The sequence below is a fragment of the Pelorhabdus rhamnosifermentans genome, assembly GCF_018835585.1.
Lineage (GTDB): Bacteria > Bacillota > Negativicutes > UMGS1260 > UMGS1260 > Pelorhabdus > Pelorhabdus rhamnosifermentans.
Genome location: NZ_JAHGVE010000002.1, coordinates 214,896 through 238,684, shown reverse-complemented (window position 1 = coordinate 238,684; position 23,789 = coordinate 214,896). Strand labels below are relative to the sequence as shown.

Here is a 23,789-nt window from a genome sequence, read left to right as displayed (position 1 = left end):
TTCTAACACAAGGCTTTTTCTTTGTCAATGTTAACTAATATTTAATCTTTTTCATGCAAAATGGAGAAAGCTTCAAAATCCATTGTCGACACGGCCTCAATAATAATTTCCCTTGCTAGGTATTTTTCCAGCTGAGCTAGACTCGCCTTTTCGCCTAAAATCTCTGCCACCGTGGGATGAACCTGCACTCTAAGCGTATGACTTAATTTAGTCTCTCCCGCCAGTTTTCGTAATGCACGATGTACCTGTATAGTCACAGTCTCAGGAGACTGAATTCTCCCGCAGCCATGACAACAAGGACAATCGGCATAGAGCGTCATTTCGAGATTTTGCCTTGCTTTTTTTCGCGTCATTTCTACCAATCCTAAGGCCGTAAGCCCTAAAACATTGGTTTTTGTCCGGTCTTTTTTTAAATATCCCTCGAGCGCTAAAAGCACAGCTTGTTGATCACTGGGACGATCCATATCAATAAAATCAATAATAATAATACCACCAATATCCCTGAGCCGCAGTTGGCGTGCAATTTCTTCAGCTGCCTCAAGATTAGTTGTAAGAACTGTATCAGCTAAACTGGTTTTACCGACAAACTTTCCTGTATTGACATCAATGACAGTTAAAGCTTCCGTTTTATCGATAACAATATAACCGCCTGATTTTAAAACAATATTACGTTGGCCAATTTTGTCTAATTCCTGCTCCAAGCCATAGAAGGCAAAAATATCTTCAGCTCTATCATAGAGCTTCACGCGATCAACAAGGTCAGGCGATGTAAATTTTACAAGTTCAACAACACGATCATAGGCTAAGGGCTGATCTACAATAAATTCATCTGTATCGGCAGCAAGCAAATCGCGAACCAAACGAATGACAAGATCGGCATCACAGTATAACAAGGTTGGCGACTTGGATATTTTGGCCCGCACTGTAATGGAATGCCAGAGATTGACGAGATAAAGGATATCTTTAGCAAGGACTTCCTCGCTTTGATTTTCGGCTACAGTCCGAACAATAACGCCCATATCCGCGGGTTTGAGTTCTTCAGCTAGATTTTTCAGTCGTTCTCGTTCCACGGGATTTTCAATGCGGCGGGAAATGCCCACATAAGTAGAAGTAGGCATTAGAACAACATAACGACCAGGTAGAGATAAGCGCGTTGTGGCTCTCGGCCCTTTGGTACCAATTTCATCTTTTAAAATTTGAATCATCATATCCTGACCGACTGTTAGATGAATAACATCATCAATGTATAAAAAGGCATTTCTATCACGGCCAATATCAATAAAAGCTGCTTGCATACCAGGTAACACATTTTTAACTTTACCTTTATAAATATTACCGACTAAATGCCCCGCTGCCGTCCGTTCCACAGCAGCTTCCATCATGTCCCCATCCTCAACGAGGGCCATTCGTGTTTCTTCTGGTACAACATTGACAACAATTTGCTTTGTCACAGACCCTCACCTCCTCTACAGTTCTAGTGGGGTTAACAAGCGTCCCTTATTGCTAATAAATAATCCTGTCCGCTCAATAAGCGCTGCACGTGCGAAAGCAGGCAACTGGTACTTGTGTATCAATAGTTCAAGCATATCTGTCGGCTTCACACTGCCAGTGGGCTTGATATGCAATTGAAGCTGTAAGCAGATTTTATCCCCCTCGACATGAAGAACAGGCGGTGCAGCAACAAATTCCTTAATATCAATCTCGCGCACGCCTTTCGGAGTTTGCTTGACATAGATAGCAATCGCCTCTTGGTCAAATAAATCCAGTGACTGCTGAAGATCAGCTTCTGATATTCCGTCACTCATCAGCCAAGTCATCTCATAAGTAGCCAAATTCACAACAGCCATCAAAGCCTTAACAGTTCCTATCATCACTTGGGAGTCCTTCACCGTGATGCCAACAGGAAAAGCCTGACGCAACTGCCTCATAATCGTAGCAAGTTCCGTATCTGTCGCAAGCTCTAAATCCATATACTCAGCCGAACTTGTCACACCAACAGCAAGGGCGGAAGCAAAGGAAAATTTCATATGCGGATTAAATCCCTCTGAATAAGCCGCAGATAATTTAGCCCGGCGAACAGCTCGCTCTATAGTACGTGTATAATCCAGATGGGAAATAAAACGAATTTCTTCTTCTTTCGTAATCTTCATTCGAATCTTCATAGGGAGTCACTCCAATCAATGACGGCTGCATTAAGCTGCTGGCAGACGCCACAAACGCCGCAGACGTCTGTGCGGCAATCACTAGTAAAGGCACCAGCCACGGCCTCTCTATATTCCTTTGCCAAATATTTTTTGGTCACAGCGGGACTGACATATTCCCAAGGTAAGACTTCCATAAGGTCCCTGTCGCGATGAGCATAAAAAGCCGGATCGATCTTACAGTCGATAAACGCCTGCTGCCAAATCTCATAATGGAAATGCTCCGACCAGCTGTCAAATTTCGCACCCGCACGCCAAGCTTTGAGGAGAACCTCGCCGAGTCTTCGATCGCCCCGCGCGAAAACCCCTTCAAGCACACTCACTCTGGCATCATGATAGTGATAGGCAATACTTTTATCTTTAATTAAAGACCTTAGATAGTGCTGCTTGCGTTCCAGTTCTTCTAAAGAATCTTGTCCAAACCACTGAAAAGCAGTATGGGCCTTCGGCACGAAAGATGAAACACTAACAGTCACCTTCACGCCACGTCGTCCCCGAATCTCACTGAAAAGTTTCACTACACGCTGGGCCAAGTCGGCAATCCCCTCGATATCCTCATCCGTTTCAGTTGGCAACCCAATCATAAAGTACAGCTTAACGCTTGTCCAACCTGAACGAAAAGCGGCCCCCACAGCTTCGATTAAATTTTCTTCTGTAACGCCCTTGTTAATAACATCGCGTAACCGTTGCGTCCCAGCCTCAGGCGCAAAAGTAAGGCCACTTTTACGGACCTGCTGCACCTTCTGGGCAAGCTCAATAGAAAAGCTGTCAATACGCAAAGACGGCAGAGAAACACTGACCCTATCATCCTTCAGTTCCGCTGTTAAACGATCAATAAGTTCCGGAAGTTTAGAATAATCGGCTGAACTTAAGGACGTTAAAGAAATTTCATTATAGCCAGTAGCATCAACTTGCTGTCTAGCAATTTTTACAAGCGTATCAACAGTCCGCTCCCTCACGGGGCGATACAAAATACCCGCTTGGCAAAACCGACAACCGCGCGTACAGCCCCGGAAGAGTTCCAGCATAATCCGGTCATGAACAATCTCCGTATAAGGAACAATCGGTTTAACGGGATAAGAAATAGACTCTAAGTCTTTTACAATTCGCTTATGTACAATAGCGGGAGCTGTCGGTTCATTTGACGATACAGAGTGAATGGTGCCGTTCGTTTCATAGGTCACATCATAAAAAGAGGGTACATAAATACCACTGATCTTACTTACGGCAAGTAGAAATTCCTTGCGTCCTCCCTGCTCTCCAGCTTCTCTCCAGCACTTATAGGTATCAACAATTTCTTCAATAATCTCTTCGCCTTCACCAACAATGACAAAATCAAAAAAATCGGCTAGGGGCTCCACATTATAAACCCCAGGTCCCCCAGCAACAACAAAAGGCTGTCCTTGTTTACGATCTTTTGTTAAAAGCGGAATACCGCCAAGATCCAGCATATTTAATATATTGGTATAACTCATTTCATATTGTAAAGTAAAGCCCACAAGATCAAATTCAGCGAGTGGCGTAAATGTTTCATGACTGAACAGCGGAATCTTAGCTTGACGCATTTCCTGCTCCATGTCCACCCAAGGTGCGAAGACTCGCTCAGCTGCTGTATCCGTACGTTTATTTAGTATTGAGTAGAGAATTTTATAACCAAGGTAAGACATCCCCACTTCATAGACATCAGGAAATGCCAGAGCAAAGGTCACGGCAACTGTCTCATGGGGTTTCATTACGCTATTGAGTTCGTGACCTGTATAGCGAGCGGGCTTCATTACACGACTAAGTATAGCCGGATCTAGATGAATCATAGTTACCTCCGAATTTTCGCAAATAGTGTAATCTTTATTCTTCTACGTTTTACAAATAAATCCTGCTTCGCCGCTACCAGGCTCTCATCAAGATTTTAGCAATTTATCAAGGGAAGCGTATATCCCCAGTTGTTGAATACCCTGCCATACTTCACTCTCACTTAAAGTACCACAAGGCTGCAATTCATCATCAACAACAATCACGACATGATAAAGTTCCGGGCGAAAAACAGCAATAACTTCTTTTAAGGTAAGCTGCCGCCGCGCAATAAAATGCTGCGTCGGCAGCAATCCTCGCTTACTTAAATAAGCTTTTTTAAAAGCAAGCAGCCGCATGGACCGAAAACCGCTAGCAGCAAGTTCACCTTTTGCTGAATGATACAAAAAAATGGCAGCAATGAGAAAGGTTACATTCATTGTTCCCACATTTAAATATTCATAAACAATCAGCATAAGAAGTAATACACAAAATACTTTACTTAATTGCGCTGCTAACTGCGTAGCCTCACGATAACCAATAAAGAGAGATAGAACAGCTCGAAAAATACGTCCGCCATCAAGAGGCAAAGCGGGCAGTAAATTAAACAAGGCTAATGTCATATGAATCCAAAAATAAAAAGACAGCACCTCTGCTACTGTGCCGCCTTTCAGCCAGGCAAAATAACTCATTCCAGCCATCACGAAACTAGCTAGAGGTCCAGCTGCGGCAATCAGTATCTCACTGCCTGCCGCAACGTCACTAAATCGTTCAATTCGCGCGACACCGCCAAAAGGCAATAATTCAATCTCCTTCACTTGATAGCCCAAATAATGGGCCATCAAAGCATGGGCGCCTTCATGCCACAGGACAGCACTAAACACTAGCAAAACCTTACCACTCATGCCAGCCAAACTAAATAACAACAGCAGCCCAAGGAAATAGATATTTAAGGTAAGTTGAATGCTAAATATTTTGCCAACGTGCAAGACCATCCCTTCCTTTCTTATGGATAGGCGTCTTTTAAGCGCAATAGGGGATCAATCGGCTGACCTTGATCATGCACTTCAAAATAACAAATTCCATTATTCTGCGGTCCTTTGGCAACTCTGCCAATAACCTGTCCTTGTGTTACCTTATCCTGTGGTGCTACAAGCAAATCCGTAAGACCCATATACACCGTTTCTAAAGCCTGGCTGTGCGTGATCTTCACTACTTGACCATTAGCATTCGCACTCACTTCTTTAATCGTTCCTTGAGCCGCCGCGCGCACGGGACTCCCTATCTGCGCCGCAATGGCAATCCCTGCGCTACTCGGCACATTCGATGTATCTGTGGCTAATGAGGAAGCTACTGCAGGCTGAGCTTGGCCGCCAAAGCGCGTAACAAGTTTCCCATCAACAGGTTTACTCATGTATTGAAAAGGATCGACGGGATGAACCAGCTCTGGCAGTCGTTTGGGAACAAAAGCTGCTACACTTTGTGGTAAATAAGGCGAAATTTGATTAGTAAAAAAAGTTACATCCGTCTCTGTCGTCATGACTTGGCGTACACCATCAACGACCATTCCCCCCACATAAGTATCAGAAATACTAGCAAAATAAACAATGCCAAAAATCAGCGCAGCACTCAGGCTCCGCTTGAGCCAACCATAATCAATGGGTTCATCAGGATAGTACCAATAATCAGGTTGTGATGATTCTTTAAAAAATATTTTTTTCAATTTCCGAAGCATTGAATTCACCTCACTGTCGACGACGTTCGCTACTACTATATGACAGCAAGACTTATTTTAATAATAAAATAAAAAAATACACAACCAAAAGTTGTGTATCTTTTAAAACAAGATTTTTTGTCTTCGCATATAAATATTCAGCAAAATACCAATACTCACCATGTTCGTTGTTAAAGAACTGACACCATAGCTCATAAGGGGTAAAGGAATACCTGTGACTGGCATAATTCCAGCAGTCATGCCCACATTGACAAGCACATGAAAAGTAAGCATGGACGTAATTCCGGTGGCTAAAATAACACCAAAATTATCTCGAGCCACTCCAGCAATTTTTATTCCCCGATAAAGCAAGATAAAATACAATAACAAAATAATGACGGCACCGATAAATCCGAGTTCCTCACCAATAACAGCAAAGATAAAGTCCGTATGATTTTCAGGCAGGAAATTCAGTTGACTCTGCGTTCCACCAAACAGCCCTTTTCCAAAAAGCATTCCTGAACCGATGGCAATTTTCGACTGAATAATATGATAGCCTGAACCTAATGGATCAACATTCGGGTCGAGAAATACAGTAAGCCGTTTCTTTTGATAATCTTTAAGGAAGAGCCAAAAAACAGGCATAAGTGCAAGTGCCCCCCCCATGAGAGTAAGCAAATGCTTGACACTGACACCAGCAATAAATATCATGCCTAAAAGAATGGCACCAAATACAAGAGCCGTACCCAAATCAGGTTGTTTTAAAACAAGGAGAAAAGGAATTCCCACATAAATAAAAATGGGTAAAATTTCTCGGTACGTATTAAGTTGTCCTGCCCGCTTATCAAGCATATGGGCCAATGAAATGATCATAATTAATTTTGAAAACTCTGATGGCTGCAAATTAATCGGACCGAGCTGAATCCATCGTTGCGCACCTAAGGCTGATTGACCAATAAACATGACAGCAAGCAACATAACCATGTTCAATCCATAAAGAAAATTAGCCCATCTCCCAAGCGTCTTATAATCAAAATGCAACATGATAAAAACAATAAAAATATTAATTGCAGCAAAAATACCCTGTCGCTGAACATACCAATAGCGCTCCTCACTTGGTGTATTAATATGTGTGGCACTGCCAATAATGGCTAAACTAATCAGCAGTAAGAGTATCGTTACTGTAATCAACACATAATCTAAATTCCGGAGTAGGCGTTGATTCAGCATGATAGGCATCCCCTAATTGTAGAATATAACCTTATCTATTATAATCGTATTTGCCGCCTTCGTCTAGAATCATCAAGAAAAAAATTTTAGTAAATTTTCTAGCACACTCCGTTAGTCTTGATTAAAGCGATTGCGTTTCATATGATTGACAGGAATATTTGCTACAAGGGCAACGGAAGAATTTGTCTTCGTAAAATTCACTTCCATCTCTTGTTCATTGACTTCCATATAATTTGAAATAACACGAATCATATCCTCTTTTAGTATTTCCATCAATTGCGGAGAAACATTCGCCCTGTCATGAACAAGTACCAGGCGAAGACGTTCTTTCGCAACTTCTTTGGATGAAATTTTACTTTTTCCAAACATTCTTTGCAGTAATTCCAACATTCGCCATCCTCCTTAAACGCCAAACAATTTTTTCAATCGTTCAAAAAAGCCCTCATGTACTTCTAGTATCATGAGTGGAACATTTTCGCCTAGCAGACGTCTGACAATATTTTTGTAAGCCATACCTGCCAGCGACGCAGGATTGGTAACAGCCGGTTCCCCACGATTCGTTGAAACAACAATAAATTCATCTTCAGGAATAATGCCAAGAAGATCTACAGCAAGTATTTCAATGATGTCGTCAATATTCATCATATCGCCCTTTTTTACCATGAGTGGCCGAATACGATTCACGACAAGTTTAGGATGACACTTTCCCTCTGATTCTAATAGTCCAATAATCCGATCAGCATCGCGAACAGCAGAAACTTCCGGTGTCGTTACAATAATGGCCTGATCGGCACCTGCTATGGCATTCTTAAACCCTTGTTCAATACCTGCTGGACAATCAATAATCACATAATCGAATTCTTCGGCAAGTTCTTGACATAGTTGTTTCATTTGGTCAGGACTGACAGCATTTTTATCACGCGTTTGCGCAGCAGGTAAGAGATAAAGCGTTTCATAACGTTTATCGCGAATAAGCGCCTGCTTTAAACGGCAGTTTCCGTCTGTAACATCCACAAGATCATAGACAATCCGATTTTCCAGCCCCATAACAACATCAAGATTACGAAGTCCAATATCGGTATCAACTAACACCACTTTTTTACCAAGCAAGGCAAACCCCGTTCCCAAATTAGCTGTTGTCGTAGTCTTTCCTACGCCGCCTTTTCCAGAAGTAATAACAATAACTTCCCCCATGTAGTGTGCTCCCCCTTATTTGTGCGCAGGTTCAATAATAACCTGTCCATCGGCAATTCTTGCTCGTTCGGCACAGTCACGCGGTGTTACTTGACTATCAGGTGACCGGGCAATCATATCGGCAATACGGATTTGCATGGCCTGAAGTCGATTGGCAGTAATTGTTGCTTGCTCATTTCCTTCTGATCCAGCATGAACGACACCCCGACAAGCACCAAAAATCATGATATCGCCGCCTGCAACAACTTCCGCACCCGGATTGACATCACCAAGAACAACAACAGCACCTGTATGTTTTACGCATTGTCCATTACGCAGTGTTCTTTTTACAATAAATGCATTTGTTTCATAGTTTTCTTGATTTACACTGCATGAAATAGCCCCTTCAGCAAGCTCAACATCTTGAGAACTTGCCTGATTTTCCAGAACTTCCGGCTCTTCTTCCTTTAAGGTAAGACCATAATCAGCCAACAAGCGATAAATCTGCTGCTGCTGACTGTCAGTAAAAAGATGGGTGACCGCAGGAATCTTCACCATGGCACCTTGCATAAAAAAATTTGTCGCAGAATCTAGTTTGTTCTTAAGCTGCGATAATATCGCCCCAAATTCTGCCGACTCATCAATAATAAGTTCCAAGCCATCTCGATAACCTTTAAAAACAATCATCTCACGCATGAGCATACTCCTAATTTACTCCTGTTATCATTTAATTGATGCTACTTAAAAAAGTTCGCGTTATTTCTAGATTTTCCTGCCCTATTAGAGGAGTTATTAGGCTTTTTTTAAGGAATAATTATTCCTGTAAAAAAAGTCTATATCACACAAATGTAATATAGACTCACAATTTCATTAACGCTAAAACTTAAGGTTGACTGGGAAGATTAAAGGCCGCACGCAAAATAGTCTCGGCGATTGGCACAGCTGCTGAAGCACCATAACCGCCTTGAGCAACGAGTACAACAACAACAATATCCGGATCATCATACGGTCCATAGGCTACAAACCAACTATGATCATCGCCATGTGAATTTTCTGCTGTACCCGTTTTACCGGCAATAGGGACAGGGAAATTACCAAATACTTGCCCAGCCGTTCCTCCCTCTTTGGCAACATCACGCAAAGACTCACGAATCAAATTTAACGTAGCTGGTGATAAATCAATATGTCCTGTTTCTTCTGGTCCAAAACTTTTTAGCACTTCACCATTATTGTCCGTAATCTGACTCACAACATACGGCCTGTAACGATGGCCGCCGTTGGCAATCTGCTCCATCAATTGCGCAATCTGAAGCGGTGTAACCAGCTGAAAGCCCTGGCCGATGGCCGCATCAAAAGTTTCCGCTAAATACCAATCTTCATCATAAACTTTTTTCTTGTACCTTTGATTGGCTACAAGACCGTCTGCTTCACCTGGCAAATTGATACCTGTAACAGCACCTAAGCCAAAAGCTCTGGCATATTTCTCTAAATTATCAATTCCCAGTCGATTGCCCATTTCATAAAAATATACATTATCAGACTTGGTTAAAGCCTCTTTAAAATTAATCCAGCCTAAAGCTTCTCCATCGGCATTTGTTTTAGGAATAATCCAATGCTTGCCTGTATCTAAAATTTTCTCTTCTGGTGTCACCTTGCCAAGTTCTAAAGCCGCTGAACCTGTAACAATTTTAAATGTCGATCCTGGCGGATATTCCCCGGAAATAGACTTATTTTCCATTGGATTATAAGGATTGTCGTTAAGTACCTTCCAGTCTTTTGAAGAAATGCCTGTACTAAAAGAATTTGGATTAAATGTCGGCCGCGATACCATGGCTATAATTGCACCTGTCTTCGGATTCATGACAATGGCGCTGGCTGCTTTGGCACGACGAAACTGTGTCCGCGCCTGTAAATAAGCGAGCTGCTTATCAATCGCATCTTCCGCAGCTTTTTGAATATTGGCGTCAATGGTTAATACTAAATTATTCCCTGGAATCGGTTCTTTTTTGCCAAGCACCTGAACAGGATGCCCCATTACATCCACTTCAACCTGATTTCCGCCATCTGAGCCGCGTAATTCTTTGTCGTATACTTTTTCCAAACCGAATTTCCCGATAATATCACCGGATTTATACCCAGCCGCTTTTTTTTCTTCTAATTCCGTATCATTGATTTCACTTACATAGCCAAATATATGCGCTGCCAATTCATTATAAATATAACTGCGAATAGGCTGAATTTCAATCATGACTCCAGGCAATTCACTGCGCCGTTCTTCAATCTTAGTGACAACATCGGGCCCAATATCACTCTTCACGCGAATGGGTTCAAAATTAGCTGAAGGCTGACTTACCTTTTGGCGAACCTCATCCACTTTCATATTTAAAATCGTCGCTAGTTTCTGAACCACATCGTCTGACAGGGGACCTGAAGTGGGCATAATGGAAACAGTAAAACCCGGTCGATTGGCAATCATGGCATTACCGTTACGATCATAGAAATTGCCACGTGGTGCCATAATGGGAATAAGACGAATCCGGTTGCCATCTGCCAGACGCTCATAGTTTTTTCCCTGAATGACTTGCAAAAAAGCCAAACGACTAATAAGAGCGACAAATACAAGCACGACAACGACAAATAAAAAGTCCAATCGATAATTTGAGCGTTTGACTAGCATGACAACCCTCCTTTCATGACGGACAAATAGACAGGGAAAATTCCTGCCTATTCCGTGCGATACATTTCCGCATAATTGATTTTATAAATAATGAGATGAATAGGAACAGCCACAATGACATTATAGGCTAAGAGTGGCAATAAATTATGCATAACGAGCGAAATAATTTCAACCCTAAAACCTAAGAATACAAGTATCCCTGTCATTAACACAGAATGAATAACAGTCGCTACCATCACAGCCAAAAGAGGCAATAAGATATTCTCTTTAAATACCTTACGTTCTAACATGCCAGCACCATAGCCAATAGCCATTTTAGACAAGGTATGAGAACCAAACACCCCACCTGATGCTAAATCCGCTAACAACCCAGCAAAAAAGCCAACAGCCACACCTTTTTCCTTGCCTACTAATAGTCCTGTAGATAATACTGTAATAAGCAGTAAATCGGGTTTTATCCCATTGAGTGTCACAAGCGGAATCAACGCACATTGTAGAATATACAATAAGCAAATAACAACAATCCACACGATTGTTTTCACGGCACAGTTACCCCCTTGGTGCCTGTTCCTCCAGCTTGCTTACTAGGTGTATTCTGATCAGTGGCAGATTTTACTTGAGGTGGTAAAGTCGGAATAGGCTCACGGGAATGAATAATAACAAATACTTCTTCTAGTTTATCAAAATCTACTGCAGGCTTCAAGACAGCATATTTTAATAAACCACCCTCATCATTGACTACATCAAGAACCTCACCCACAGCTAAACCTTTCGGATAAATACCACCAAAACCTGATGTAACAACCGTATCGCCTGGCACAATATCAGCATCACGTGCAAGATTCACAAGCCTGGGCGCATTATGATTCGTTCCATTGCCTTCCACAATCCCGGCAACACGGGAATCTGAGCGTTGATTAAGCGCTCCGACAGCACTGCGCGGATCAAGAATAAGTTGAATCTTTGCTGTAGTTGGATAAGACTGTATGACAGTACCCACTAATCCCTTTGGCGTAACAACTGGCATATCTTTAGTAACACCATCATTTGTTCCCTTATTAATAATAATTACACTCGTCCAAGTTCCCGGATCACGGGCTACAACCATGGCTGTAACAAAATCAAACTGCCTTGTCCCTTGTTTATAATCAAGCATGACTTTGAGCCGATCATTTTCTGCCATAATTTCAGTCATATCAAGATTATTTTGACGATAGTTGTCAACTTCCGCCTTAAGAGCCTGATTTTCCCTATATACTGTGAAAATTTCGCCTGTAGCCGTCGTGATCTGACGGAGACTCATCCCCACCGTGGAAAAAGCATATTCAAAAGGAGAAAGAATTGTCGTCACTACCCTATCAATAAAAGCAAATTGAATTTTTCCGTGAGCAAAAGAACCTGCAAGCAGTAGGATAGTGAACACAGCCACAACTAAAATGACCGTCTTTTTACCTAAGAATCGCACTGCGCCGGCTCCCTTCTATTCCAGTCTTTTCGGTGTCATGAGTACACGTTTCAATAAATCGATGCTTTCGAGGGCCTTGCCTGTTCCATTAGCTACACAAGACAGAGCATCTTCCGCAATATGCACAGGCATGCCTGTTTCTTTACTGATTAAGCTGTCTAGTCCTCGCAGAAGTGCCCCGCCACCCGTCATAACAATACCGCGATCCATAATATCTGATGCAAGCTCAGGCGGCGTTTTTTCCAGTGTTACTTTGACCGCTTCAATAATACCAAATACGGGCTCACTTAAAGCATGCTGCACTTCACTGGCCCGAATCGCCAATGTTTTCGGAAGTCCACTGACTAAATCGCGTCCGCGGATCTCTAATTCTTCATCCTTAGGCAATAAGATAGCTGCACCAATAGCAATTTTAATTTCCTCTGCCGTCCGCTCGCCAATCATCAAATTATAAGTACGTTTAATATATTGTACAATCGATTCATCCATTTCATCACCGCCGATACGAATGGAACGACTTGTAACAATACCCCCAAGCGAAATAACGGCAACTTCCGTTGTCCCCCCACCAATATCCACAACCATATTGCCAGTAGGCTCATGAACAGGAAGCCCCGCACCAATGGCAGCAGCCATTGGTTCTTCAATTAAATAAGCTTCCCTTGCTCCAGCCTGAATAGTTGCATCAATAACCGCTCGCTTTTCAACCTCAGTCACACCACTTGGCACACCGACGACAACACGTGGACGAATAAACGACTTTGTGTCCATAGATTTGCGAATAAAATATTTAAGCATCGATTGTGTCACATCAAAATCAGCAATAACGCCATCTTTCATGGGACGAATGGCCACGATATTACCAGGCGTACGACCAATCATTTGTTTGGCTTCTTCACCAACGGCAAGCACTTCCCCCGTATCACGCTGAATCGCTACAACCGATGGTTCTCGAAGAACAATCCCCTTTCCTTTTAAATGCACGAGCGTATTAGCCGTACCTAAATCGATTCCCATATCACGGGAAAATGAACCAAAAAAATTTGACATCTATAATTACTCCTTTCGTTGACCGCTTATTCTATTATGCCCTTTTCTTTAAAACTAACATACTTTCCATCGCCGATAATCACGTGATCAAGGACAGTAATATCAAGCATCTTCCCTGCTTCAACGAGTTTTTTTGTTAAACTGATATCTTCCTGACTTGGCAAAGGATCTCCACTTGGATGATTATGAACTAAAATAACTCCGGCAGCACTATAATTAATTGCCTCGCGAAATACCTCCCGTGGATGAACAATGGCAGCACTTAAACTACCAATCGAAATCGTCGGCTGAGCTAAAACATGGTTTTTCGTTGACAACAATAAAATAAGAAAATGTTCCTTTGTCAAATACCTCAGATGCGGCATAACAAGCAGAGCCGCATCGCGTGGACTATGAATAATGGTCCGCTCCTGCTCACTAAGAACAGCTAAGCGCCGACTCAATTCAAAAGTAGCAATAATGGTTACGGCCTTGGCCACTCCAATTCCCTTCACTTTACAGAGTTCAGGTGCTGATAGAGTGCTTAGCCTAGCAAGGCCATTGGTTTGGCTTAGCACTCGCTCAGCCAAATGAATCACTGATTCATTTTTCACACCCGTGTGGAGAATAATAGCGAGTAAGTCCACATTGCTCAGCGCCTCCGCACCTTTGCTAAGAAGCTTTTCCCTGGGACGTTCTTCCTCAGGCATTTCCTTCAGCATAGGGGGCTCAACTGTGCTCATAATAGCTTGACGCCTACCTTTGTCAGTAAAGTCGCCAGTGTCGTAAGTGGCAGGCCAACAACGTTGGTGTAATCTCCTGAAATCTTTTCTACAAATAAAATTCCCTTGCCTTGAATAGCATAAGCTCCTGCTTTATCAAAAGGTTCACCTGTTGCAATATAAGACTGAATAGTCTCAGGCCTTAAATGACAAAAGGTTACATTCGTCATAACAGACGCTGTAAAACTTGTCCATTTTTGGCAACTGGATTTAGATTGTTTAACAACAGCAACACCTGTAATAACCTGATGCGAACGCCCTGACAATTTCGTAAGCATACGAAAAGCATCTTGACCATCACGAGGTTTGCCATAAACTTGTCCATCAACAACAACAATCGTATCTGCACCAATCACTACGTCCTGCCTCGCGTTGGCAGCAGATTCATTAAACCATTCGTGCGCCACTGCTTCAGCCTTTTGCCTGGCTTGTAAAACAACCAATTTTTGGGGTAAAAGCTGCTGATCATTGTCTTCAATTACCTGGCTAACGCGAACGACAAAATCAGCACCGATCTGCTCTAATAACGCTTTTCTCCTTGGTGATGCCGAAGCTAAAACAAGTGTCATGAAAAAAGAAACCTCCTAGAACCTTCGGTATAATAATGCAGCAATCACAATACCTAATATACTAACAAGGTTTGGATAAAAAGCAAAACCTACAACAAACCGGATAACGTACAAATTAAGAGTCATAGGCGGTACGTCTAAAATTGGATAGGTTTTTACAAGATAAGGAGCTATGCCTACAAGCAGGGTAGAACTACCAATCAATTCACCAAGTATGCCACCAATAATTGCACCTGTAACTAAAAATAAAATGAACATGCCAGTATTCTGATTGTGACCGCCTCGCACCAAAATTACCTCCAATAAAAATGATTAGTGTTTCAACCTTTTTCTACAAAGAAACAAAGAAATCCTTGCAAGATACAAGGATTTTGCAGCAGCATAAACATCCTTTTGCTGGAGAAAAAAGCTCTCTATGTAATTTTAGCCGATTCTTGTCACTTATGCAATAGTCCATGCTCAACCAGAGTAATTTAACAAAAAAAAAAACAGGTTCATTCATCCCAAATGAGCCCGTTTTTCCCATTATGAAAGCCGACTACCTAAAAGATAGTCGGCTTCTTTGTCCAAAAGTTAAATCATGCCAGTCCAAGTCCAATAGGTAAATACAAACAAGAAGTAAAGGACAAGGCCCACAATCGTCATTGGAATACCCACTTTGATCATGTCCTTCGTCTCGAAAGTATCTGTTGCATAAGGAATCATAGCCTGTGGCGAATTCACTGGCAGCAGGAAGGCAAAATATACACAATAGGTGGATAACATCGTCATCCCAACCATAGGAAGACTGGGATTATTTAAACTAAGCAAAAAGCCTACAATTGTCGGTACAACGGCCGCTGTGGCTGATGTAATGCTCGCAAAAGCAACGCGCAAAATCAAAATACCCACCGTAATGACAGCAATCATCATATAAAGCGACATGGAGCCAACACCTAAAGCACCGAGGGAGCTCTTCGCAAGCCAAATAGCCGCTCCTGATGACAATAGTGTTTCACCTAACGAAATTCCTGCACCGAACAATAAAATGGTGCCCCAGTCGACTTTATTCACAACATCCTTAAATGTTGCCACACCTGAATAAGGAGCAAGCATCAATAACACGGAGAAGATGGCCACCGTATTGGCATCAACATGATGAAACGACTCAGTAGCCCAAGCTAAAATCGTAAAAGCAAAAATAACAGAGATTTTTTTCTCTTTAGGACTCATGGTACCCAATTCTGCCAAAGCATTATGAACCGTTTCTTTACCACCAGGTACTTCATCAAATTCAAATTTGTTCATTCTAGTAACAATAAAGTAAAAAGCAAGAGACATAACTAAGCAATAAGGTTCAGACCACAATAACCATTGACCCCATGATACAGGTGAATTTAAAGATTTCGCAATAAATCCACTGGCCACAGCATTTGGTGCCCCACCTGTCAAAACACCAATACCGGAAATAGATGTAATAATAGCAATGCAAACCAAAAGTTGACGAGCAAACTGACTCTTCTTATCTACCTTAAAGGCAGCAATAAGTCCCATGGCAATGGGAGTTAAGGTTGCTGAACGAGCTGTAATCGAAGGAATCAAAAAGGTAAGAACAAGTGTAACAAGAATCATCCCAGCAAAAATATTATTTGTTTTTGTTCCGACCATTTTAATAATTGTTAGAGCAATCCTTTTTTCAAGCCCTGTATGCAAAATACAAGCCGCCATAAATAGACCTGCAGCAACTAGGACCCAACCAGTATTAATAAACCCACTTAAAGCCATCGGAATAGCCTTGCCTGTCCCAAGCAAAGCACCCTCAGTACCCTTTACAGGTGCAAATCCCAAAAATACAATAAGAAAACCAATAATCGCAATAGCACTCACTGGATAAGATACAGCTTCTGACACCCACATAATAACTGCAAATAACAGAACTGCCAGTACTCGCTGGCCTGCCGTGGACAGCCCTTCAATTGGCGGAGCAAACGCCAAACCCAACATAACAACTAAACCAATAACTATCCAAAGAATTTTCCCTGGTGCAGGTGCTTTCTTATCTGCCATAATAAACCCTCCTACAAATATAAGCAAATCAATCAAGCCTACTATTTTCTAAGTTTATTGACTCACTTTATGATTTAAAAATTACTACACATATCGTCTAATTTAACCATAATTTTTCTTTAAGAATCTGATTAATAATTTAGACAAAGTAAACCGATAAAAGTGGATCATTGATGGAGCAAGCGCCAAATTACATGTTAGAGTTAAGACCCGAAGCAACAGCTACGATTCCAGGGGACGGAGCAACTGCTTCGTAACCTGATACCGGAGCAGTTGCTGCAGCAATAACTGCAGAACAACTTTTCATTGCTGCGCCTCCATCAAAAAGCCTTTCGCTTACAAAGATGGAGCAGTTCTTCATTATGCATCCTCCCTTTTCCTACTACTCACTTCTTACGTCTTTAGCTCTTGAAAAAGCCGACTACCCCTGGCAGTCGGCTGATCGTAATTATAACATTCCAACCCATTGCCAGTAAGTAAATACAAACACGAAGAAAATAATTAGTCCCACAATCGTCGTTGGGATACCTATCCGAATCATATCTTTCGTTTCAAAAGTATCGGTAGCATAAGCAATCATAGCCTGCGGTGAATTTACCGGCAAAAAGAAAGCATAGTACACAGCATAGGTTGACAGCATTGTCATACCAACCATCGGCAAACTCGGATTATTGAGACTGAGTAAGAAACCAACAACAGTTGGCACAACCGCCGCAGTTGCTGCCGTAATGCTGGCAAAAGCCAACCGCAAAATCAGAATGCAGGCAGTAATAACAATAATCATCAGCGACAACGGCATATTACCGACACCGAGAGCGCCTAATGAAACTTTTGCTAGCCACACAGCTGCGCCCGAAGAAAGCAACATTTCACCTAACGAAATACCAGCGCCAAACAGCAGGATGGTACCCCAGTCGACCTTATTTACAACATCTTTGAAAGTTGCAATACCAGTATACGGAGCTAACATGAACAGTACTGAGAAAATAGCAACCGTATTTGCATCAACATGATGAAAGGACTCCGTAGCCCAGCCTAAAATCGTAAAAACAAAAATAACGGAGATTTTTTTCTCTTTGTCACTCATTGAACCAAGGTCATGTAATGCCTTAGACAAAGCCGCCTTACCACCAGGAACTTCATCAAACTCGAATTTATTCACGCGTGTAATGATAAAATAGAAAGCGAGAGAAAAAACGAGGCAGAATGGTTCAGAATATAAAAACCATTGTCCCCAGGAAATCGTTGTCTTCAGGGAATTAGCAACAAAAGCTGCGGCAACCGGATTCGGTGCTCCCCCTGATAATACACCAATCCCAGATATCGAGGTAATAATCGCGACACAAATAAGTAGTTGACGGGCAAATACACTTCTCTTGTCAACATTAAAAGCCGCAATTAATCCCATAGCAATTGGTGTTAACGTTGCAGAGCGGGCAGTAATTGAGGGAATTAGAAAGGTAAGAACAAGAGTTACCATAATCATACCGGCAAAAATATTATTGGTCTTGGTACCGACCATATTAATAATGGTAAGAGCAATTCGCTTTTCAAGACCAGTATGGAGAATACAAGCTGCCATGAAGAGTCCGGCTGCAACAAGAACCCAGCCAGAATTGATAAATCCACTCAGGGCCAGCGGAATTGCTTTCCCTGTTCCAAGCAGCGCTCCTTCATTACCCTTGACTGGTGCAAATCCTACAAACATAATCAAAAATCCAATAATCGCAATCGCGCTCACCGGATAAGATACCGCTTCCGATACCCACATGATGACGGCAAACAATAATACAGCTAATACTCGCTGACCCGCCGTAGACAGACCCGGAATTGCCGGAGCGAACGCCAAACCAAGCATAATAACCAAACCAATAATTATCCAAAGAATTTTTCCTGGTGCGGATGATTTTTTATCTGCCAAAATGAAACCCTCCTTAATAAAATGGGATTTAATTAGCTATCGTACGATAATTTACTTCACATCTCGCATCACTCAATTATGGACTTACAACATCATTCACTCTCTACCGATATTAATTTAGCAACCATTAAACACATAAACACAAATATTATTTAAATTATTACGAATTCAAATAATCTGATTACTTCATTTAGTAACTCGCAAACCATTCTTCCCTTACGTTATGCAATACCAGTGATACTATACCAAGCAATAAAGACAAATGCCACCAATACTTTGAAAACAGTCAGAGCCGCAATATCGGCATAGGACTCGCGGTAAGTAAGACCACAAACACCCACTAAAGTCAGTAAAGCACCATTATGAGGCAAAGTATCTAATCCAGCTGACGCTAAACATACAATACGATGTAAAATGTCAGGCGACATGCCAATTTGTGCTGCCCAATTGGCCCATTCATTACCTAACATTCCCAAAGCAATGGTCATACCACCAGAAGCAGAACCAGACAAAACAATCATAACATTTGTGGTAATGACTTCCGAAAAGAGCGGACCGGAACCAATATGCAAGTTAAGCAGGGAATCCTTGATGATTTGGAAACTAGCCAGACTCGTAATAACACTACCAAAAGCAACAACAGAAGCGGTATTCATTACCGCTGCTAATGAAGACATAGCACCAGCATTCAATTGTTTAACAAAGCCTTGTATTTTAAGCCGTTTGCGACCAAAAATCAAAGCAGCAACAGAACCAAAGCCCAATGCAATTTCTAAGGACCAAATGGCTTGCGCCTTTTCGACAGAAGGACTTAGCAAACTCAATTTTAAATGTTTTAAAGGCTCTAACAAACTTGTTTGCCAATGATAGGCCCAGGCCCATTGAAAAGGATTGCTTAAAAACAAATTCAATCCTAAAACAACGAGAAAGGGTATAATGGAAACCTTCCATGAAGGCAACGACGATACATCAATAGGATCTGGCTCATTAAGCGTATAGTCACCATAACCTTCACCCTGAGCTTTTAACTTTTTATAACGATAAGTTAACCAGCCCCAGGCAATCACAAAATAAACTACTGCACTTAAAATACTTGTAACAGGTGCTGCCCACGTTGATGTACCAAAGAAAGCTGCCGGAATAATGTTTTGAATCTGGGGAGTACCAGGCAAAGCAACCATGGCGTAAGTAAAAATTCCCATCCAAAGAGCCGCCGGCATCAAACGTTTTGGAACACCTGCACCGCGGAATAACACAGCAGCAACGGGATACATGACAAAGACACCAACAAAAACATTAATACCACCATATGTCATGATACCTCCGCCAATCAAAACAGCTAAGATGGCCCGCTCTTTACCAAGTTTATTGGCCACAAGACTGGCAAGTGATGCAACCATACCACTTTGTTCCATGAGTCTGGCAAAAACTGCACCAAGTAAAAAAATCGGGTAATACAATTTGATAAATTCAGCAGCTTTTGTCATAAACAACTCACCATAAACAGGCATTGTCGACATATCACTCACAGCTGCTGCAAACATAGCAAGTAGTGGAGCAATTAAAATAACCGAGAAACCACGATAGGCAAGTGTAATTAACAAAATAAGACTTAATGCAATCATCAAGAGTTCCATTAATAATCACCATATTCGAGAAAAACCTATTCAGTTTTTCGTATTTTTAATAGTCACAACCTTTCTGTTTTGCAGAAAGAAAGCTATTCCCTCTCCTGCTCTGTTTTCATGATTCAAATTTATTCAGAATGGATCAAGCATTATACAAATTGATGGGCACAAACGAATTGCCTACAATTCAAACAAGGCTCAACAGTCTTTATTCAGACACATCTCCAGAAAAAAGCTTACACGATATAGTGGTCTTAACTGACTAACAGCATTTTAAAGATCAGTGAATCAGGGCAATATTCTGACACTTTGATGTAATCTACATGATGGATGATCGATACTGCATAAATGTTGAAAGATAAGGTACAAGCAGCTAAAACCCTTTGCTTATCTTTATAAATTGCCAGAAAGCCCATAACAAGGCTTTCTGGCTGGAAATCACAAATTAACCAATGACTACAAGTACAGTACCTGCCTGAACAGGATCGCCTGCTTTAACAAGAATTTCTTTGACAGCGCCATCGGCATTAGCCAAAACTGGATTATGCATTTTCATGGCTTCCATGACAAGTAATTCCTGACCATTTTTTACACTATCACCCACACTCACTTTTAGCGAAATGATTTTGCCAGGCATAGGAGCGGCAACTTTGGTACCAGGACCACCAGTAGCTGGAGCTGCCTTTGGAGCTGGTGCTGCTGCTGGTGCCGCCGGAGCTGCCTTTGGAGCTGGTGCAGGTGCTGCGGTTGTGTGAGCAGCAGCTTTAGGAGCTGCAGTACCACCTTTTTCTTCAACAGCCACTTCATAAGTTTTTCCGTTAACAGTAATAGAGTAGTTTTTCATTGTACATCCTCCTCAATATGTTTGAAACAAATTTGCTAAGTATTAACCTCTTACATTTGATTTGTAAATAAACCCATAACTTCTTGACGACCTGTCATAGTCCAACTTTTTCCGCCATTACGAATGCTAAGAATTTGAACACTCGTAGATCCTGAAATAGCTGCAATAGCGGCACTAATCACAGCAATCAATTCGTCATCGTCTTGAGTTGCCGTATGAGCAACAGGCTGTGGCACACTAACAGAACTGGTTTGAACAGCTGCTTGTGCCTCTCTCGGCTTATTTTTTTCTTCTTTTGCATCTTTTGCTTCTTGAGCAACTTTGGCTACGTAGCACAAGATAATAACTGCAATTAAAAATACAATAAACCACATCATCATGAGTTATTCCCCCTTTCAAAATATCATAATGATTCTTTCAGTACTTTACTCTTTGCTACTTGGATTCTGTACAGTCTGGCTGCCGTTTACTATTTGATTACGCGACTGCTCCTCGTCAAACTTTCTGCGCGCCTTGCGAGTCGTATAAAAATAGTATCCCAATGTAACAATTAAGCCTGAGATAAAGGCGGTCATATTCAATGCAATCACCTCCATCAAGTACCGGTTTTAAAAATTCATGGAAAAGTTGGTGACATATGACCGTACGCCTCAAGATAACACTTAGCAAGGTCTGTATTAACTTCAACAACTTCTTCATTAAATCCTTTTAAGTCAGCTGGAACTTCCGTTAACTTCGCCACCTCCGCAGCTGTGGTAATAATGGCCCCATGAGGTACAAATTTGCCATCTGGAATAGTAACCCCAATCACCTTTGCTCCATGACCAATAAAACAGTCATTACCAATTTGCGACGAATGAACAACAGCTGTAAACCCAATAAAAGTATTTTCACCAACAGATGCAGGTCCATGAATAATTGATGCGTGAGCACAAGAAGAATTGGCTCCGATAAAAATGGAATAAGCCTCTCCGTCTATTTCTACCCGCTTATCTTTTAATCCATGCATAATCACATTATCTTGCACATTGGCATTATGACATACATGGATCTCGCCGCCTTCATCAGCACGTAAACTTGCTCCAGGACTAACAAGAACATAATCCTTTATGACCACTTTTCCAATCAACGTTGCAGTAGTCGAAATAAACGATTTTTCTGATACTTCAGGAGCATCGGCTCCCGCAAACCAAGGGGTTCTAATCGACTTTCCAATCATGATAGTCTCTCCAATCCAACTGGTTTCAGCATATGAAAGAATCTTTTGTACACTATCGCAAGTAGAAGGTAGCTTATACTACAAGGCCACACTCGCCCTGTAGTACAAGCAATTAAATGCACTTTAAATGACTATTTTACACCAATCAGTGCCAGCATAATACCACCGGAAATGGCTGTACCAAATACACCAGCAAGATTCGGTCCCATTGCATGCATAATCAGGAAGTTGTAAGGATTTTCTTTGAGTGCCACAACATGGGCAACACGGGCGGCGATTGGAACGGAAGCGATACCTGCGGAACCCACCAGCGGATTAACCTTGCCGCCACTCGCCCAGCACAGAACACGTCCGCCAATAATACCGGAAAAGGTACCAAAACCAAAAGCAATCAAACCAAGTACGATAATTTCCAGCGTCTTAACCGTCAGGAAGGTATCGGCATTCATCGTTGAACCAATAGCAACAGTCAAAGTAATGACGATAATGTTCATCAAGTCATTGGCTGCCGTTGTAGCCAGACGGTCAACAACGCCGCATTCACGGAACAGATTGCCCAGCATCAGCATGGTAATAAGCGGTGCTACACCAGGAAGAAGTAAGTCCACAATTACTGCAATAACCATCGGGAAAACAATTTTCTCTAAGCGACTCACAGGACGAACCTGTTCCATAATAATTTGACGTTCTTTCTTCGTTGTAAAAGCTTTCATAATCGGTGGTTGAATTAGAGGCATAAGTGCCATATACGAATAAGCAGCAACAGAAATCTGCGGCAGCAAATGCGGAGCAAGCTTCATGGTAACAAAGATAGCCATTGGGCCGTCTGCGCCGCCGATAATGCCGATTGCACCGGCTTCACCGAGTGTAAAGCCAAGCATTTTGGCGCCAATTAAAGCAACAAAGATCCCTAAATGAGCTGCAGCACCTAAAATAACCAAGCTCGGATTGGAAATCATCGGACCAAAGTCCGTCATGGCTCCAACACCAAGGAAAATGAGCGGTGGGAGAATAACGAGGGCTACGCCTTGATAGGCATACCAGAACAATCCACCAGGATCAGCCAGACCAGCACCAGGAGCATTGGAAACGATACAAGCAAACCCGATACCAACTAACAGTAAGGGTTCATATTTTTTAACTATTGCTAAATAAATCATGACTGCACCAACAGCCATCATAATCACGTTGCCGTACCACAAATGCACGACACCTGTTTGATTAAGCATATCCACTAATAATGAGCCTATTTCTTCAAACATGTAGCTACATACCTCCTATATTTCTAGAAATTTTAGTGACCGCCTTTTAGCTTGTCCTCATCAACTGCGCCTAATTTGTTCAAGAGCGGAAAAGCGTAAAGCACAAGTCCGATACCCCAAATAATAACAAAGCTGAGAATGAAATCGATGACGCTAAGCAAAATCGATCCTTCTACTGTATCAGGTATTATCATATAGTATTCCCCTTTCTATTCAAAATAATGGTATACAGTATATTATA

The 23,789-nt window shown here is 41.8% G+C and carries 25 protein-coding genes; all 25 read right to left on the bottom strand.

Going from position 1 to position 23,789, the window contains the following annotated elements:
* Positions 1 to 41 precede the first annotated feature (41 nt).
* The 25 genes from Ga0466249_RS04330 to Ga0466249_RS04210 all read right to left on the bottom strand — a co-directional run bounded on the left by Ga0466249_RS04330 (position 42) and on the right by Ga0466249_RS04210 (position 23,742).
* Positions 42 to 1,451 carry an Rne/Rng family ribonuclease gene (locus Ga0466249_RS04330; protein WP_215828199.1) on the bottom strand — a complete coding sequence of 470 codons (1,410 nt, stop codon included), beginning with the start codon at positions 1,449 to 1,451 and terminating at the stop codon, positions 42 to 44.
* Positions 1,452 to 1,466: 15 nt separating this feature from the next.
* The gene (locus Ga0466249_RS27475; protein WP_215828198.1) at positions 1,467 to 2,162 is read right to left on the bottom strand and encodes a TIGR03936 family radical SAM-associated protein; all 696 of its coding nucleotides are present in this window, start codon (positions 2,160 to 2,162) and stop codon (positions 1,467 to 1,469) included.
* Complete coding sequence (locus tag Ga0466249_RS04320; protein ID WP_215828197.1) at positions 2,159 to 4,012, bottom strand: TIGR03960 family B12-binding radical SAM protein; 1,854 nt, start codon at positions 4,010 to 4,012, stop codon at positions 2,159 to 2,161. The genes Ga0466249_RS27475 and Ga0466249_RS04320 overlap by 4 nt, the downstream gene beginning before the upstream one ends.
* A gap of 87 nt (positions 4,013 to 4,099) precedes the next feature.
* On the bottom strand, positions 4,100 to 4,978 hold the full coding sequence (locus Ga0466249_RS04315) for a M50 family metallopeptidase (protein ID WP_215828196.1): 879 nt from the start codon (positions 4,976 to 4,978) through the stop codon (positions 4,100 to 4,102).
* Positions 4,979 to 4,995: 17 nt separating this feature from the next.
* A complete protein-coding gene (locus tag Ga0466249_RS04310) occupies positions 4,996 to 5,724 on the bottom strand; it encodes a murein hydrolase activator EnvC family protein (protein ID WP_215828195.1) in 729 nt (242 codons plus the stop codon).
* A 102-nt stretch (positions 5,725 to 5,826) separates the two neighbouring features.
* Positions 5,827 to 6,933, bottom strand: coding sequence for a rod shape-determining protein RodA (rodA, locus tag Ga0466249_RS04305; RefSeq protein ID WP_215828194.1), 1,107 nt, complete (start codon positions 6,931 to 6,933; stop codon positions 5,827 to 5,829).
* Positions 6,934 to 7,044: 111 nt separating this feature from the next.
* Positions 7,045 to 7,323, bottom strand: a complete 279-nt coding sequence (gene minE, locus Ga0466249_RS04300) for a cell division topological specificity factor MinE (protein ID WP_215828193.1) — start codon at positions 7,321 to 7,323, stop codon at positions 7,045 to 7,047.
* A gap of 12 nt (positions 7,324 to 7,335) precedes the next feature.
* Positions 7,336 to 8,127 carry a septum site-determining protein MinD gene (gene minD, locus Ga0466249_RS04295; protein ID WP_215828192.1) on the bottom strand — a complete coding sequence of 264 codons (792 nt, stop codon included), beginning with the start codon at positions 8,125 to 8,127 and terminating at the stop codon, positions 7,336 to 7,338.
* Positions 8,128 to 8,142: 15 nt separating this feature from the next.
* On the bottom strand, positions 8,143 to 8,802 hold the full coding sequence (gene minC / locus Ga0466249_RS04290) for a septum site-determining protein MinC (protein WP_215828191.1): 660 nt from the start codon (positions 8,800 to 8,802) through the stop codon (positions 8,143 to 8,145).
* A 187-nt stretch (positions 8,803 to 8,989) separates the two neighbouring features.
* Complete coding sequence (gene mrdA, locus Ga0466249_RS04285) at positions 8,990 to 10,783, bottom strand: penicillin-binding protein 2 (RefSeq protein WP_215828190.1); 1,794 nt, start codon at positions 10,781 to 10,783, stop codon at positions 8,990 to 8,992.
* 47 nt (positions 10,784 to 10,830) lie between these two features.
* Positions 10,831 to 11,325, bottom strand: a complete 495-nt coding sequence (mreD, locus tag Ga0466249_RS04280; RefSeq protein WP_215828189.1) for a rod shape-determining protein MreD — start codon at positions 11,323 to 11,325, stop codon at positions 10,831 to 10,833.
* Positions 11,322 to 12,248 (bottom strand): rod shape-determining protein MreC, encoded by a 927-nt coding sequence (gene mreC / locus Ga0466249_RS04275; RefSeq protein WP_215828188.1) that lies wholly within the window; start codon positions 12,246 to 12,248, stop codon positions 11,322 to 11,324. Before mreC ends, mreD begins: the two co-directional genes overlap by 4 nt.
* Positions 12,249 to 12,263: 15 nt before the next feature.
* Positions 12,264 to 13,298 carry a rod shape-determining protein gene (locus Ga0466249_RS04270; protein ID WP_215828187.1) on the bottom strand — a complete coding sequence of 345 codons (1,035 nt, stop codon included), beginning with the start codon at positions 13,296 to 13,298 and terminating at the stop codon, positions 12,264 to 12,266.
* A gap of 26 nt (positions 13,299 to 13,324) precedes the next feature.
* The gene (gene radC / locus Ga0466249_RS04265) at positions 13,325 to 14,020 is read right to left on the bottom strand and encodes a RadC family protein (RefSeq protein ID WP_215828186.1); all 696 of its coding nucleotides are present in this window, start codon (positions 14,018 to 14,020) and stop codon (positions 13,325 to 13,327) included.
* A complete protein-coding gene (locus Ga0466249_RS04260; RefSeq protein ID WP_215828185.1) occupies positions 14,017 to 14,628 on the bottom strand; it encodes a Maf family protein in 612 nt (203 codons plus the stop codon). The genes radC and Ga0466249_RS04260 overlap by 4 nt, the downstream gene beginning before the upstream one ends.
* Positions 14,629 to 14,643: 15 nt before the next feature.
* Positions 14,644 to 14,916 carry a DUF4321 domain-containing protein gene (locus Ga0466249_RS04255; RefSeq protein WP_312889707.1) on the bottom strand — a complete coding sequence of 91 codons (273 nt, stop codon included), beginning with the start codon at positions 14,914 to 14,916 and terminating at the stop codon, positions 14,644 to 14,646.
* A 285-nt stretch (positions 14,917 to 15,201) separates the two neighbouring features.
* The gene (locus Ga0466249_RS04250) at positions 15,202 to 16,674 is read right to left on the bottom strand and encodes an SLC13 family permease (protein WP_215828184.1); all 1,473 of its coding nucleotides are present in this window, start codon (positions 16,672 to 16,674) and stop codon (positions 15,202 to 15,204) included.
* A 448-nt stretch (positions 16,675 to 17,122) separates the two neighbouring features.
* Complete coding sequence (locus Ga0466249_RS04245; RefSeq protein WP_215828183.1) at positions 17,123 to 18,595, bottom strand: SLC13 family permease; 1,473 nt, start codon at positions 18,593 to 18,595, stop codon at positions 17,123 to 17,125.
* A gap of 221 nt (positions 18,596 to 18,816) precedes the next feature.
* Positions 18,817 to 20,232: a GntP family permease gene (locus tag Ga0466249_RS04240; protein ID WP_215828182.1), complete on the bottom strand. Its 1,416-nt coding sequence runs from the start codon at positions 20,230 to 20,232 to the stop codon at positions 18,817 to 18,819.
* A 436-nt stretch (positions 20,233 to 20,668) separates the two neighbouring features.
* The gene (locus Ga0466249_RS04235) at positions 20,669 to 21,067 is read right to left on the bottom strand and encodes a biotin/lipoyl-containing protein (protein WP_215828181.1); all 399 of its coding nucleotides are present in this window, start codon (positions 21,065 to 21,067) and stop codon (positions 20,669 to 20,671) included.
* A gap of 50 nt (positions 21,068 to 21,117) precedes the next feature.
* A complete protein-coding gene (locus tag Ga0466249_RS04230; protein WP_215828180.1) occupies positions 21,118 to 21,447 on the bottom strand; it encodes an OadG family transporter subunit in 330 nt (109 codons plus the stop codon).
* A 45-nt stretch (positions 21,448 to 21,492) separates the two neighbouring features.
* Positions 21,493 to 21,648: a hypothetical protein gene (locus tag Ga0466249_RS04225; protein ID WP_215828179.1), complete on the bottom strand. Its 156-nt coding sequence runs from the start codon at positions 21,646 to 21,648 to the stop codon at positions 21,493 to 21,495.
* Between the two features lie 35 nt (positions 21,649 to 21,683).
* Positions 21,684 to 22,286, bottom strand: coding sequence for an LbetaH domain-containing protein (locus Ga0466249_RS04220; protein ID WP_215828178.1), 603 nt, complete (start codon positions 22,284 to 22,286; stop codon positions 21,684 to 21,686).
* Between the two features lie 131 nt (positions 22,287 to 22,417).
* A complete protein-coding gene (locus tag Ga0466249_RS04215) occupies positions 22,418 to 23,548 on the bottom strand; it encodes a sodium ion-translocating decarboxylase subunit beta (protein ID WP_215828177.1) in 1,131 nt (376 codons plus the stop codon).
* Between the two features lie 32 nt (positions 23,549 to 23,580).
* A complete protein-coding gene (locus tag Ga0466249_RS04210; protein ID WP_215828176.1) occupies positions 23,581 to 23,742 on the bottom strand; it encodes a hypothetical protein in 162 nt (53 codons plus the stop codon).
* Positions 23,743 to 23,789: the final 47 nt, after the last annotated feature.

Excerpts from the sequence above, each read along its gene's own strand:
- radC (WP_215828186.1), bottom strand. The coding sequence starts at position 14,020 with ATGAGCACAGTTGAGCCCCCTATGCTGAAGGAAATGCCTGAGGAAGAA.
- Ga0466249_RS04240 (WP_215828182.1), bottom strand. The coding sequence starts at position 20,232 with ATGGAACTCTTGATGATTGCATTAAGTCTTATTTTGTTAATTACACTT.
- Ga0466249_RS04270 (WP_215828187.1), bottom strand. The coding sequence starts at position 13,298 with ATGTCAAATTTTTTTGGTTCATTTTCCCGTGATATGGGAATCGATTTA.
- minC (WP_215828191.1), bottom strand. The coding sequence starts at position 8,802 with ATGCGTGAGATGATTGTTTTTAAAGGTTATCGAGATGGCTTGGAACTT.
- minD (WP_215828192.1), bottom strand. The coding sequence starts at position 8,127 with ATGGGGGAAGTTATTGTTATTACTTCTGGAAAAGGCGGCGTAGGAAAG.
- Ga0466249_RS04235 (WP_215828181.1), bottom strand. The coding sequence starts at position 21,067 with ATGAAAAACTACTCTATTACTGTTAACGGAAAAACTTATGAAGTGGCT.
- mrdA (WP_215828190.1), bottom strand. The coding sequence starts at position 10,783 with ATGCTAGTCAAACGCTCAAATTATCGATTGGACTTTTTATTTGTCGTT.
- Ga0466249_RS04310 (WP_215828195.1), bottom strand. The coding sequence starts at position 5,724 with ATGCTTCGGAAATTGAAAAAAATATTTTTTAAAGAATCATCACAACCT.
- Ga0466249_RS04250 (WP_215828184.1), bottom strand. The coding sequence starts at position 16,674 with ATGGCAGATAAGAAAGCACCTGCACCAGGGAAAATTCTTTGGATAGTT.
- Ga0466249_RS04210 (WP_215828176.1), bottom strand. The coding sequence starts at position 23,742 with ATGATAATACCTGATACAGTAGAAGGATCGATTTTGCTTAGCGTCATC.
- Ga0466249_RS04320 (WP_215828197.1), bottom strand. The coding sequence starts at position 4,012 with ATGATTCATCTAGATCCGGCTATACTTAGTCGTGTAATGAAGCCCGCT.
- Ga0466249_RS04230 (WP_215828180.1), bottom strand. The coding sequence starts at position 21,447 with ATGATGATGTGGTTTATTGTATTTTTAATTGCAGTTATTATCTTGTGC.
- Ga0466249_RS04215 (WP_215828177.1), bottom strand. The coding sequence starts at position 23,548 with ATGTTTGAAGAAATAGGCTCATTATTAGTGGATATGCTTAATCAAACA.
- Ga0466249_RS04220 (WP_215828178.1), bottom strand. The coding sequence starts at position 22,286 with ATGATTGGAAAGTCGATTAGAACCCCTTGGTTTGCGGGAGCCGATGCT.
- Ga0466249_RS04260 (WP_215828185.1), bottom strand. The coding sequence starts at position 14,628 with ATGACACTTGTTTTAGCTTCGGCATCACCAAGGAGAAAAGCGTTATTA.
- Ga0466249_RS27475 (WP_215828198.1), bottom strand. The coding sequence starts at position 2,162 with ATGAAGATTCGAATGAAGATTACGAAAGAAGAAGAAATTCGTTTTATT.
- minE (WP_215828193.1), bottom strand. The coding sequence starts at position 7,323 with ATGTTGGAATTACTGCAAAGAATGTTTGGAAAAAGTAAAATTTCATCC.
- rodA (WP_215828194.1), bottom strand. The coding sequence starts at position 6,933 with ATGCTGAATCAACGCCTACTCCGGAATTTAGATTATGTGTTGATTACA.